This window comes from Brucella lupini, from assembly GCF_002252535.1.
Taxonomy (GTDB): Bacteria; Pseudomonadota; Alphaproteobacteria; order Rhizobiales; family Rhizobiaceae; genus Brucella; species Brucella anthropi.
Genome location: NZ_NNRN01000059.1, coordinates 37,989 through 49,468, shown reverse-complemented (window position 1 = coordinate 49,468; position 11,480 = coordinate 37,989). Strand labels below are relative to the sequence as shown.

Here is an 11,480-nt window from a genome sequence, read left to right as displayed (position 1 = left end):
ACCGGTTGGATCCATTCATGCCCGTATCGCTTTTTGTCATTCTCAGTCGGTCATCCGGCAGGCTTGTGTTTTTAGCTTTGATTGCTTCTTTGTCGGGATGTGCATCGCGGCCGTCAGCAACGGTCCTCGAGCCCGTCTCGATAGGCCAGAATATGGGCCAGAAAGTCAGTCTCCTCGCCGTCACCAACCGGAACAAGGTCGAAAAGGACGGTGGCTTCGGCAGCAACTGGGCAGGGAACCTGACATACGAACGCTACGACTTCTCGGTGCCGCGCGAACGGACGGTCGCGGCCATCAGGTACCCGTCCAGTACTCCGGACACACGACGGGATTTTTTGGTCACCGGACGGGATCAACTGACCGAAGCGTCGTGGGTTGAGGCCGCAGGTCGTGCGGCGACCTCCGATGGCTCCGTCGCTCTTTTCGTTCACGGATATAACTACCGGTATCAGGAAGCCTTGTTCAGGGCGGCACAAATGGCTGCTGATGCCAGTACTATCAGCCCGATCCTGTTCTCTTGGCCATCCGCAGCAAGCGTGACCGGATACGTCACCGACCGGGATGCGGCACTTTATTCAAGGACAGAGCTCGAGCGCGTTCTGACGGTTCTTGCCAAAGCACCGAAGGTCAAGCGCATCATCCTGTTCGGTCACAGCATGGGCGGCTTCCTGTCTATGGAAGCGGTAAGACAGCTCAAGCTCGAAGGCCGTGATGATGTTCTCGGAAAGCTGCAAATTGTCCTGGCGGCCCCGGACATCGACGTCGATGTGTTCCGGGCACAACTCCTCGACATAGGTCGACTGAAGAACCCAATTACACTTCTTGTTTCGAAGACTGACCGCGCGTTATCCGTGTCGAGCCTGGTGGGCGGTGAACGACCCCGTGTTGGTCTCGTAGACATAGCCGATCCGCAAATAAGGGATGCGGCAATAAAGGCGAACGTTTCGGTCATCGATATCTCGTCCGTCGAGGCAAGCGACGGCCTAGGTCACGACCGGTATGCAACACTCGCCCGCTTTGGCGGCGAACTTGAAAAGGCCGAAGCGCGAGCACGCAACGGTGGGAACGTTGGCGCTTTCGTTTTCGACGCGGCGGGCGCGGCGGTCGCTACTCCGTTCCGGCTCGCCGGGCAGATCGCCCGGCAGTGATGGACTCAAGACACCGACGGAACCATCGTATCAACCCTCTTCCTGCCGGGTGAAACCACTGACTTCGATGAGCATCAGGCCAGGCGTGACTCAAGCGGTCGGCTGGCAGCCACTCACTCTGTTTGGATTGAGGTTTTTTAATTGGACGCCTCTCCTAAGCGGTGAACGGCTGAGGTCGGCTGGCCAACCGAAATCCATTTCGCAAGACAACGCGGCAAGAAGATCTGATCGATTACCATCTGTGCAGCCCCTACGAGGCCCGAGCCCTCGGTCTGTTGGACAACAACAATTCCGAGATCGCGGGTTACGAATGGAAGCGCGTGGCCATAGATCGATTGGCGCATTGAGGCGAGAAACAGATCGCCCAGCTGGGGCAGCGCACCACCGGCTACGATGACCGCGGGGTTCAAAACGTTGATGGTCGCGCCGAGAGCTCTTCCGATCGTCATGCCTGACATTGCAACAAGGCGCTGCGAGGTTTCGTCACCATATCTGACGCCTTCTGCGAGGTGACCCACCTGCAGGGGCGTCCCCTCTTCCTGGAGCCGCGCGAAATACGCACTCTCGCCACTTCTGCCCGCGGAGCCCGCCGCTCTGAGCAGTGCCTCCCCACCCGCTACCGCTTCCAAGCAACCGCGTCGCCCGCATCTGCAAAGTTCATCGCCACCCACCGTAATGTGACCAATGTTTCCCGCAGCGCCTTGCGCGCCGCGCATCACCCTGGAGTCGCTGACAACACCGCATCCGATGGCGAGATCCGCATTCAGATAAATGAAGTCGCGCTGGCCCTTCGCTACCCCGGTCCTCATCTCGGCCAAGGCCAACATGTTGTCGCTCGTGTCCAGCCACACCGGTGCGTCGAATATCGAGGCCAGCCTCTCTCGCACCGGATAGCCGATCCAGCTCGTCGGGAGAGATGGCGAGTCAATCAAGGTGGCGGTCTCAAGGTTGCTGTGCGCAGGCAGCCCTACGCCGACGCCCCATACCTTTTCCCGCCCGATTTCGAGTTCGGCGAGCATCGATTCCCAGCTCGACTGCGCGAATGCGAAGGCGTCGCGCGGGCCGGCGGAAAAATCGCTGGGACGGCTGCGGGTGGACAAGAGCTGTCCCGCGAGGTCGGCCACACCCACGTGGAAGTGTGTGAGGTTTGCAAATCCAACCAAGATCGCGCCCGCACCAGCATTCAATCGAAGTTCGCGCGCTGCCCGCCCGCCTCTCGAGACGCCAGCTTCCCCGTCAACGATGATCTCCGATTCCAGGAGCTGATTCACCCGGTCGCTGATGAGACCGCGACCCAGGCCTGTCACTCTCTGGAGCTCCGGTCGGTCCGTCGCCTCGCCATTCCGGACGAGGTCGAGAACAATGCTGAGACTGTCCACGTCGCCAACTAACTGTCGCATGCTACCTGCCGTTTTCAATCAAGTTTCACCTCTAACTTTTGCATTTATGTTTTCGGAACGCAACTTCCCTTGCACTTTAGCAAATAATATGCAGAAGTATGCATGCCACATGCTAAAGAGGAGTGAGCGGTGGCATTCGTTGTCATGGATGATGGTTTCCGTCGCCACTGAGCGACGACCAGGAGGAGGTTACCTATGAATATGAAAGCAACCCTGTCCGCGCTCGCCATTGGAGTCGTCGCCCTTTCCGCGACGGCCAACGCGCAGGACGCAAAGACAGTCAAGATCGCCTACAGCGTGGACGTTTTGGACGACACACAGAACGCAGTTCTCCAGGCGATGAAGAAACGCGTCGACGAACTGAATTCGACCCGTAAGGACGTCAAGATCGACCTGGAGGTCTACGACGCCCAGTCGAGTGTCGACAAGCAAATCTCCGACGTGCAAACCGCCCTCATTAAGAAGCCGGACGTCCTGATCTTCAGCGCCGTTGACGCCGTTGGGTCGCAGCCGGCTGCCCAGGCGGCGAAGGATGCGGGCGTAAAGATCCTCGACAAGCGCCCGAGCGATCCCGTCGCTGCGACGACGGACGTTGCCTACTACGGTAACGATGAAAACCGTTACTCGAAGGCGACGACGGACTGGATTCAAAAATATCTCGACGCCAACCCGAAGGTCAATTTGAACGTCGGCGTCATTTACGGCGCCCCGGCGCAGACCGCGCAGCTTCTGCGTATCGACGCCATCAAGGCCTTCGCGGAAAAACATCCGGATCGCATCAAGATCATTGCCGAAGGATACGGCAACTGGCTGACCGCAACCGCTCAGAACCTTTCACAGGACTGGCTGCTCGCACATCCCGACATCAACTACATCGCCGCCGCCAATGATATCATGGCGCTCGGCGTATCGAATACGCTCATCTCGGGAAATCGCTCGGACGTTCTCGTGTCCGGCTACGATCTCGCTCCCGACGCTCTCGAGCGCGTCAAGGCCGGAACTCAGGCCCTGACGGTCGGGACCAGCATCGGCGACAACGGCCAGATGATCGACGTCGCGCTCGGCATGGTCGATGGTTCGTTTAAAGAAAAGACCTATTACCTCGACCCGGTCTATGCCGTCGACTCTTCCAACGTCGACGATTTCCTCGCCAAACAGAGCAAGTAATATGACCTGCGCCCGTGGCGGCACGCCGCGGGCCCCCCTATTCCTGAGGTTGACATGACCGATTCAAAACCTTTAGCGGAGCACGGAGGTGTCACGGCACTGCGCCGCGTCCTGCTCCTGAACAAGGCAGTGCTATTCTCCATCATCTTGGCGATCGCGCTGTCCCTCACTTCGCCGTATTTTCTTCTTCAGCAGAACCTTGTGGCCTTGTTGGAGCAGATCGTCGTGATGACGGTGGTCGCCTTGGGCTACACGCTCGTCTTGGCCACTGGCGAAATCGACCTTTCCCTTGGCGGCGTGGTTGCGCTGGTGGGCGTCGTCATGGCCAAGCTCATGACGCAGTATGGAATCCCTGTCGAACTGGCAATCATGGCAGGCATCGTTCTGGGTGCCGCGTGCGGCGCGCTCAATGCCGCGCTCGTCTCCAGGTTCAACCTGCCGTCGTTTATCGTGACGCTGGCTACCGGGGCTCTCTTTACGGGAACCCTGTACATCATCTCCAACCTGGTGCCCGTGTCGAATCTTCCGCCGGAATTCCTCGCCATCTCGCGCACCCGGATTGGTCCCGTGCCTCTGCCGGTGCTCCTTTTGATCCCCGTGGTGGTTGTTTTTTACGTCATAGCCACCAAGACCGTGTTCGGTCAGCACGTCATAGCTCTCGGCGGCAACCCGGAAGCGGTGCGTGTCGCCGGCATCAACATCGAGCGTCTGCGCCTGAAAGTCTTCATGATCGCAGGAGCATGCTTCGCTGTCGGTGGCGTACTCCTGACCGCTCGCTCCGCATCGGCCCAAATTGCGGCAGGCTCCAACCTTCTTCTCCTGGTCATCACTGCGGTGGTTATCGGAGGAACGCCGCTTCTTGGCGGTCGGGCGAATATGATTGGAACCGTCTTCGGCTGCCTCATTCTCGGCATGATCAGCAATGGCATGAATCTGCTGGGCGTGAATGCCAACTATCAGATCGTCGTCCAGGGCCTGCTCATTCTCCTCGCCCTCGTACTCGACATCGAATCCACCAGGCTGCTGCTCAAGCTGGACAAGCGCTCCATGCAGCGGCGCCGCCTTTCGGGAGAGCAGCCATGACCAACCAGCCTTTGATCGAACTCCAAGGCATCAGCAAGGCCTTCGGCGGCGTTCAAGCGGTCGACGACGCATCGCTGACCGTCTATCCGGGGGAAGTCGTCGGCTTGCTCGGACACAACGGCGCCGGCAAATCGACCCTCATCCGTATCCTGTCGGGCGCCTACGTCGCCGATAGCGGTCGGATTCTCGTGGGTGGCGAAGAGAAGGCGATCTCCAGCCCCAAGGATGCGAAGGAACTCGGCATCGAGACGATCTACCAGACGCTCGCTCTCGCGGACAATCTGGACGCCGTCGCCAACCTGTTCCTTGGCCGTGAGAAACGCAAGTTCGGCATCTTCAACGATCGTCCGGCCATGGTCCGGGATGCCGTCGAGATCTGCGGCCAGATCAATCCCCGGTTCAAAAACCTGCAGACGCCGGTTCGGAACCTGTCTGGAGGTCAGCGCCAGACGATCGCCATCGCTCGCGCCGTCTACTTCAACGCGCGCGTCCTGATCATGGACGAGCCGACGGCAGCCCTCGGCCCAGGTGAGACTGCCATGGTGAAGGAACTCATCCAGCAGCTGAAGCGCAAGGGTGTGGGAATCATCCTCATCAGCCACGACATCGACGATGTCTTTGATCTGGCTGATCGCATGGTGGTCATGGCTGCAGGACGCGTGGTCGGCCGGATCAATACGGCAGAAGCGACGCGGGAGCAGGTCTTGTCGCTCATCATCATGGGTGCGGAAACGAAGACACAGCCTGCGGTGACCACTAGTTAAACGCGAAAAAGAGAGGACATCAGATGCCAGCAGGCACTGCTTACTGTATCCCGCAAGGGATGCTCGGGTCGACTATTGCCAACGTCGATCTCGACGACGACGGCATCATCGATCACTTCAGGTTCGAGATACGCAACCAGTTCCTCCATCCCGAGCATCCATTGGGCTGGATTCGAGGCCTGACAGTCGCGGTCGATGGAGAAGACGTCCCCACCAAAATGATGGGATTCGTTCTGCGCGGACAGTGGATCGCCGTCGAGAAGCTTCCGACGATAGCCGACATCTGGTGGCATATGCGCGAGATGGCGGAAATCTACGTCCAAAGCCGCGGCCTCGGCGCAGGCAGGCATCGAATCGATGTCGATTTCGACGTCTCGCTCTTCGTCCACACCCCCAGTATAGATCAGCAGGGGCGATGGCCAACCCTGCGCCAGCAATTGACGAATGAAATGGAGCTGGCGGCATGACCACAGTCCAGCACGAAATCGCGGTCAGCACGTGGTCGCTGCAGAAGCTGACAATCGCCGAAGGACGTTCTCTTGAGGATCTCCTGCCTACCTTCGAGAGCTTCGGAATCGACGCCCTCGAGATCAACGAGGACTATTCTCGCCTGCCTCAGTACGCAAATGCTCGAGCGAGACGAACTCTCCGGAGCAGAATAACTGACGCCGGGCTGCGCGTGGCGTCGACCTGGTTCTACACCGACATTCTCGGAGCTGTCGAAACCGCGTCGCTCAACAAACTCATCGATCAGATCGAGAATTGCTTTGAGATAGCCTCGGATTTCGGCGCGCAGGTCGTGGTAATGACGCCAGTGGATTCCCTGCCCGAATACATGACCGAGCGAGGCCGCGAAAAGTTTAGGAGCATCGTCGAAGAGCTGGTTCCCTTGGCAAGGTCATACAAGCTCACGATGGGGTTGGAATCCGGACGGTCACAGGGTGAATTTTGCACACCGCAAGCGGTCACGAAGCTGGTCCGGGAGATCGCGCAGCCAGAGCTGACCGTCGTACCCGACTTCGAAGCCTGGCGCGTCGCAACTGAAGACCTGCCGCTCACTCATGTCGAGAGACAGGAAGCAGCGCCTCCGGCCCCTGCGGAACTTCCACTTTTCGAGGAATGCCTCCCGCTCGCTCGCCTTGTACATGCCAAGCTTCTGCGTTTGGACGAGGCAGGCGAAGAGCCTCACTTCCCAATCTCCGAGATGATGTCGGCGATCCGCGACAGCGCACGCTCTCACATCATCAACATCGAATACGAGGGATGGATCCCTGACATCGATCCGCATCTGGACTGCATCGAAGAGACCCGGCGCTGCGTCCAGTTGATCAAGCGGCACCTCGCCGCCCCGAGGTAATTGGAGCCAACCATGCCAGATAGCAATCCTGTGGTTTTCATCGGTGTTGACGTCGGGACCGGGAGCGCGCGAGCGGGTGTCTTCGACCCTCGCGGAAACATGCTCGGGTCCGCGAAGCAGGACATCGAGATTTATCGCGAGCCCGGCGACATTGTCGAGCAGTCCAGCGCCGATATCTGGCAGGCCGTATGCGGAAGCGTTCGCAAAGCAGTCGAGAATGCCGGGATTGATCGCAGCGCGGTTGCGGGCATAAGCTTCGACGCGACGTGTTCTCTCGTCGTCCTCGGCCAGGACGGCCAGCCGATCTCAGTGAGCCCGTCAGGCAATGTCCAGCGCAACATCATCGTCTGGATGGATCACCGCGCGGTCGATCAGGCGAACCGGATAAATCAGACAGGAGCAGATGTGCTCCGCTACGTGGGTGGGACGATCTCGCCCGAAATGCAAACCCCCAAGCTTCTCTGGCTTGCAGAGAATATGCCGGATACCTTCGCCAACGCATGGCAATTTATGGACCTTACCGACTTCCTGACCTGGAAATCGAGCGGAAGTATCGCAAGGTCGGTCTGCACGGTCACCTGCAAATGGACTTATCTGGCGCATGAGCGTCGTTGGGACCCGTCCTACTTCGAAGGCATTGGGCTCGGATCCTTGGCTGGGGAAGGATTCGTCCGGATTGGCACCGAGATCGTCGATGCTGGAACTCCGCTCGGAAATGGCCTGACGGCGGAGGCTGCGTCGGAACTGGGTTTGCCTGAAGGTATCGCGGTTGGCGCAGGCCTTATCGACGCCCACGCGGGCGGCATCGGGACGGTCGGCGCGACCGGTTCGGGTAATATCCAGACTCGCATGGCATACGTCTTCGGCACGTCGGCTTGCACGATGTCCACGACATCCGAGCCCGCATTCGTCGATGGTGTGTGGGGTCCTTACTATTCCGCGATGGCGCCCGGTCTGTGGCTCAATGAAGGAGGACAGTCAGCCGCCGGCGCTGCAATCGACCACCTTGTCCGCCACCATCCGGCCGCCTGCGAGGCTGCTGCACGGGCGTCGGAATGCAAGATGAACCTGACCCAATGGCTGGCCGTCGAAGCGGCCGAATTGGGCGGTGCCTCCCGTCTACCGCATTTCGTCGGATCGTTGCATGTCGTACCGGAGTTCCTGGGCAATCGAGCTCCGTTTGCGGATCCAAACGCTCGCGCAGTGATCGCGGGACTAGGCATGGCGTCCGACCTCGACAGCCTCGTCGGCCTGTATCTGGCGGGCGTCTGCGGACTTGGCTACGGACTTCGGCAGATACTGGACGCCCAGGTCGCGAGAGGCATCTCGATCGACACCGTCGTCGTAAGTGGTGGCGCTGGACAAGATCCGACAGTCCGGCAAGTCCTTGCAGACGCCACCGGGACGGTCATCACCTCCTCGACGTCCCCCGAACCAGTTCTGTTGGGGACGGCGATTCTGGCGGCGGTCGCCGGCGGCCACTTTCCTTCGGTCTACGAGGCAATGCAAAGCATGTCGACTCTTGGCGAGGTGCATACTCCAAGCAAGGACGATGCCGAGTGGCATGGACGGCGATACGCGGCCTTCAAACTGCTGCAGCAAGCCGCTCGGGCGGCGAGATGACACCGCGGCCGGCGGAACGCTAAAGACAGTATGGCTGACGCGCGCTTCTGTGATGCCGCAAAGTCGAACGTCAGCGAATGGTCTGATGACACCGTACACTCGTTCCGACGTTGCACGACCGCCCAGAGAAAGCTTTGGCAGGAGGGAGGGCCGGAGCCGCGTCTCAACGCGGCCTCGGAATAGTGAAGGCCCCAGGAGAGGCTTAGCGAGAATTACTCAAGCAATCTTGGCCAACGAATACGAACGGCGGAACATTTCCCCTATGTGCTCGGCGGCTGTGCACGTTGCGAACTGGCGAGGATTGTCGGACGTGACGCAGGTCGGGATCGCGTCGATGACAGCATCGGGATTCGGAGAATAGAAGAAGGGGATCGAATACCGGTCCTTCTGGCTCATGTTGTTGTTCACGCGATGCATGTTGGAATTATAGATGCCGTTGGTCCAGCGGGCCATCAGGTCGCCGAGGTTGATGATAAACGTGCCCTCTATCGGAGGAGCCGTGATCCACTCGTGATCGGCATTGCGAACCTCAAGGCCACCCACGTCATCCTGCGCCAGAATCGTGATGCCGCCCCAGTCGGTGTGAGCACCGGCGCCAATCTGGTTGAACGTGGCGCCTGAAGGTTGTGGCGGATATTTGATCATGCGCAGCGTCGCTGAAGGGGCGTCATAGAAAGATTTGAACCAGTTTTCGTCGAGATCGAGCGACAACGCCATCAAAGCCAGAATACGGTCTCCAAGGTCCGAGACAGCCTCGCGGTAGGCGAGGTTTTGCGCACGGAAGCCCGGCAGATCAGGCCATTGATTATGCCCAAACGCACGAATGCGCCGCTGGAACCACGGATCCGTCTCAGACAACTCGGCGCCGGAGTAGAAACTTTCTTTTAGGTCGGGCGGACCCTTGGTGTTCTTGTCGTCCTGGCTATCGAGGACCTGTCCCCCTACCGGTTCATACCCGGCTGTCGCGGGAGAGTTTTTCATATGGAGGGCCATCTTCTGCTCAAGGGGAAGGTCGAAGAGTGCCTTCGCCGCGGAAAATTGGCCCGCGATAAGCTCTGCAGCAACGCCGTGCTGAGACACATAGAAGAAGCCGGTTTCCCGGCACGCGCGATGGATCTCGCCCGCAGCTTTCTTCTTGCCCGCGCGGGTGAGATCACTGATGTCAATTACGGGAATAGAAGTCGCGGCTTGCGGAGGTGAATAAAGAAGCATTGTCAGGCTCCCTCTTTGTTTAAGTTGAGCTGCGAAGAACGCCGCGCTGCTCGAAACAGCGGCGAATTTGCACCATTGCCTCGTGGAATTGTGGATGAAGATGAGCGTCTGCCCAGACCCGCGGCCTTGGCAGGTCGATCTTGACCTCAAGATCGATCCGGCCCGGCCGTGGCGAAAGTACAATCACCCGGTCCGCCAGGAAAATTGCCTCGTCAATGCCGTGAGTGATGAAGACAACCGTGTTGCCAAGCCGCATCCAAAGCGCCTGGAGATCGGAAATCATCTGCTCCCGAGTCAAAGCATCCAGCGCGCCGAATGGTTCATCCATCAGTAGAAGACCAGGATTCTGAATGATGGCCCGGCATATCGCGGCGCGCTGCCGCATTCCGCCGGAAAGCTCGAACGGTTGCTTCGAGCCGAACCCTCCCAGTCCTACCTGGTCGAGAAGTTTTTCTGCTATGGGAATGTGCGCTTTGCGGTCGAGTTTTTTGATCTCGATGGGGAGAAGAACGTTGTCGAGAACCGTCCGCCAGGGAAGGAGATAATCCGTCTGGAAAACGACGCCGGCATGCCGATGAGGCCCGGTCAGGATCTGCCCGTCGACCTTCAATGCGCCGGTCGACGGACTTTCAAGACCGGCAAGCATGGAGAGCAACGTACTTTTACCGCACCCGCTCGGCCCGACGACTGCAACGAATTCGCCTGGTTCGATCCGCAGGTCCACTTCACCGAGCGCCAGGATCTCCTCGCCGCCCGTGGATTCAAAGCTTTTTGAAAGGCCCTCCATTTCCACCAGGAGGCCGTTGGCTGAACGGCGTGACTGCAGAACCGCAGATCTCGGGATTTTCACGTCTGCATTCATCGGCTCGAAACTCGCTTCGCGACCAGCGTCCGCTCGGCAAGCAGAAGCATAGTGTAAAGGCCGACACCCAACAAAGCGATGGAAACCACGGCCGCAAAATTAAGTGTTGTGTCGAAGTTGGCATTGGCCTGGAGCTGGATGTAGCCGAGGCCGCGTTCGGCTGCGACGTACTCGCCGAGCACAGCGCCGATCACTGCCAGGGTCAGCGCAACTTTCAAGCTGCCGAAGATATTCGGAAGCGCTGCCGGCAGGCGGATCTTCAGGAAGATTTGCAGTTCGGAGGCCCCCATCGCACGGGCCAGGTTCGCATAGCCGCGATCAAGGCATTGCAGCCCTACCACCGTCGCGACCACAATCGCGAAGAATGAGATGAAAAAAGACAAAAAAAGCTTCGGTCCCCATCCATAGCCGAAGTACAAAACGATTAGCGGGGCCAGCGCGACCTTGGGGACGGTCTGGAACGCGATCAGAATAGGATAGAGCGCTACTTCGACGATACGCGAGTAGAATACCGCCAAAGCGATAGCTATCCCTGCGAATACCGCGAGGGTAAACCCGCCTAACACTTCAGCAGCGGTCGTCCCGGCGTGGGTGAGCAGGAGACGATGATCAGCAAGCATGCGCGCAAGAATAGCTGATGGCCGCGGTAGAATGAAATCGCTGATGCCGGTATAGCGGCTCACCAGCTCCCACGAGAGAAGGAGAACCGTGGCAAGGGCCGGTGCTGCTAGACGCTCCAGAACTTGTGTCCGCCTCGCCCGCCTCACCCTCGCTGCCTGTGCCTTTTCGGTTTTTACCAGCGGGCTCATCGAGTGACTTAAGGACTGTGAACTGCCAACCAGGGACATAGTGACCTCCGCCAGG

At 59.1% G+C, this 11,480-nt stretch carries 11 protein-coding genes; 7 read left to right on the top strand and 4 right to left on the bottom strand.

The window, feature by feature from the left end; genetic code table 11:
* Positions 1-17: 17 nt before the first annotated feature.
* On the top strand, positions 18-1,148 hold the full coding sequence (locus CES86_RS23010) for an alpha/beta hydrolase (protein ID WP_052820783.1): 1,131 nt from the start codon (positions 18-20) through the stop codon (positions 1,146-1,148).
* A gap of 137 nt (positions 1,149-1,285) precedes the next feature.
* On the opposite strand, the gene CES86_RS23005 is transcribed toward CES86_RS23010, so the two are convergent.
* Positions 1,286-2,548 carry an ROK family protein gene (locus CES86_RS23005; protein WP_052820753.1) on the bottom strand — a complete coding sequence of 421 codons (1,263 nt, stop codon included), beginning with the start codon at positions 2,546-2,548 and terminating at the stop codon, positions 1,286-1,288.
* A 195-nt stretch (positions 2,549-2,743) separates the two neighbouring features.
* Here CES86_RS23005 and CES86_RS23000 point away from each other — a divergent pair, with 195 nt between their 5' ends.
* Genes CES86_RS23000 through CES86_RS22975 form a run of 6 tightly spaced genes read left to right on the top strand, consistent with a single transcriptional unit; the run spans position 2,744 to position 8,542 of the window.
* Positions 2,744-3,715, top strand: coding sequence for a sugar ABC transporter substrate-binding protein (locus CES86_RS23000; protein WP_003501882.1), 972 nt, complete (start codon positions 2,744-2,746; stop codon positions 3,713-3,715).
* Positions 3,716-3,769: 54 nt separating this feature from the next.
* Positions 3,770-4,798 (top strand): ABC transporter permease, encoded by a 1,029-nt coding sequence (locus CES86_RS22995; RefSeq protein ID WP_003501880.1) that lies wholly within the window; start codon positions 3,770-3,772, stop codon positions 4,796-4,798.
* The gene (locus tag CES86_RS22990; protein WP_003501878.1) at positions 4,795-5,562 is read left to right on the top strand and encodes an ATP-binding cassette domain-containing protein; all 768 of its coding nucleotides are present in this window, start codon (positions 4,795-4,797) and stop codon (positions 5,560-5,562) included. Before CES86_RS22995 ends, CES86_RS22990 begins: the two co-directional genes overlap by 4 nt.
* Before the next feature lie 23 nt (positions 5,563-5,585).
* The gene (locus CES86_RS22985; RefSeq protein ID WP_052820754.1) at positions 5,586-6,029 is read left to right on the top strand and encodes a C-glycoside deglycosidase beta subunit domain-containing protein; all 444 of its coding nucleotides are present in this window, start codon (positions 5,586-5,588) and stop codon (positions 6,027-6,029) included.
* Positions 6,026-6,919 (top strand): sugar phosphate isomerase/epimerase family protein, encoded by an 894-nt coding sequence (locus CES86_RS22980; protein WP_052820755.1) that lies wholly within the window; start codon positions 6,026-6,028, stop codon positions 6,917-6,919. Before CES86_RS22985 ends, CES86_RS22980 begins: the two co-directional genes overlap by 4 nt.
* Positions 6,920-6,931: 12 nt before the next feature.
* Positions 6,932-8,542 (top strand): FGGY-family carbohydrate kinase, encoded by a 1,611-nt coding sequence (locus CES86_RS22975; protein WP_052820756.1) that lies wholly within the window; start codon positions 6,932-6,934, stop codon positions 8,540-8,542.
* Between the two features lie 216 nt (positions 8,543-8,758).
* Here CES86_RS22975 and CES86_RS22970 read toward each other — a convergent pair whose 3' ends face one another.
* Genes CES86_RS22970 through CES86_RS22960 form a run of 3 tightly spaced genes read right to left on the bottom strand, consistent with a single transcriptional unit; the run spans position 8,759 to position 11,464 of the window.
* Entirely contained in the window at positions 8,759-9,754 is a 996-nt protein-coding gene (locus CES86_RS22970) for an isopenicillin N synthase family dioxygenase (protein ID WP_052820757.1), read from the bottom strand.
* A gap of 19 nt (positions 9,755-9,773) precedes the next feature.
* Complete coding sequence (locus tag CES86_RS22965) at positions 9,774-10,616, bottom strand: ABC transporter ATP-binding protein (RefSeq protein ID WP_082179025.1); 843 nt, start codon at positions 10,614-10,616, stop codon at positions 9,774-9,776.
* The gene (locus CES86_RS22960) at positions 10,613-11,464 is read right to left on the bottom strand and encodes an ABC transporter permease (RefSeq protein ID WP_234823804.1); all 852 of its coding nucleotides are present in this window, start codon (positions 11,462-11,464) and stop codon (positions 10,613-10,615) included. Before CES86_RS22960 ends, CES86_RS22965 begins: the two co-directional genes overlap by 4 nt.
* Positions 11,465-11,480 lie beyond the last annotated feature (16 nt).

Coding starts and splice junctions, on each gene's coding strand:
- CES86_RS23010 (WP_052820783.1), top strand. CDS start 18: ATGCCCGTATCGCTTTTTGTCATTCTCAGTCGGTCATCCGGCAGGCTT.
- CES86_RS23005 (WP_052820753.1), bottom strand. CDS start 2,548: ATGCGACAGTTAGTTGGCGACGTGGACAGTCTCAGCATTGTTCTCGAC.
- CES86_RS23000 (WP_003501882.1), top strand. CDS start 2,744: ATGAATATGAAAGCAACCCTGTCCGCGCTCGCCATTGGAGTCGTCGCC.
- CES86_RS22995 (WP_003501880.1), top strand. CDS start 3,770: ATGACCGATTCAAAACCTTTAGCGGAGCACGGAGGTGTCACGGCACTG.
- CES86_RS22990 (WP_003501878.1), top strand. CDS start 4,795: ATGACCAACCAGCCTTTGATCGAACTCCAAGGCATCAGCAAGGCCTTC.
- CES86_RS22985 (WP_052820754.1), top strand. CDS start 5,586: ATGCCAGCAGGCACTGCTTACTGTATCCCGCAAGGGATGCTCGGGTCG.
- CES86_RS22980 (WP_052820755.1), top strand. CDS start 6,026: ATGACCACAGTCCAGCACGAAATCGCGGTCAGCACGTGGTCGCTGCAG.
- CES86_RS22975 (WP_052820756.1), top strand. CDS start 6,932: ATGCCAGATAGCAATCCTGTGGTTTTCATCGGTGTTGACGTCGGGACC.
- CES86_RS22970 (WP_052820757.1), bottom strand. CDS start 9,754: ATGCTTCTTTATTCACCTCCGCAAGCCGCGACTTCTATTCCCGTAATT.
- CES86_RS22965 (WP_082179025.1), bottom strand. CDS start 10,616: ATGAATGCAGACGTGAAAATCCCGAGATCTGCGGTTCTGCAGTCACGC.
- CES86_RS22960 (WP_234823804.1), bottom strand. CDS start 11,464: ATGTCCCTGGTTGGCAGTTCACAGTCCTTAAGTCACTCGATGAGCCCG.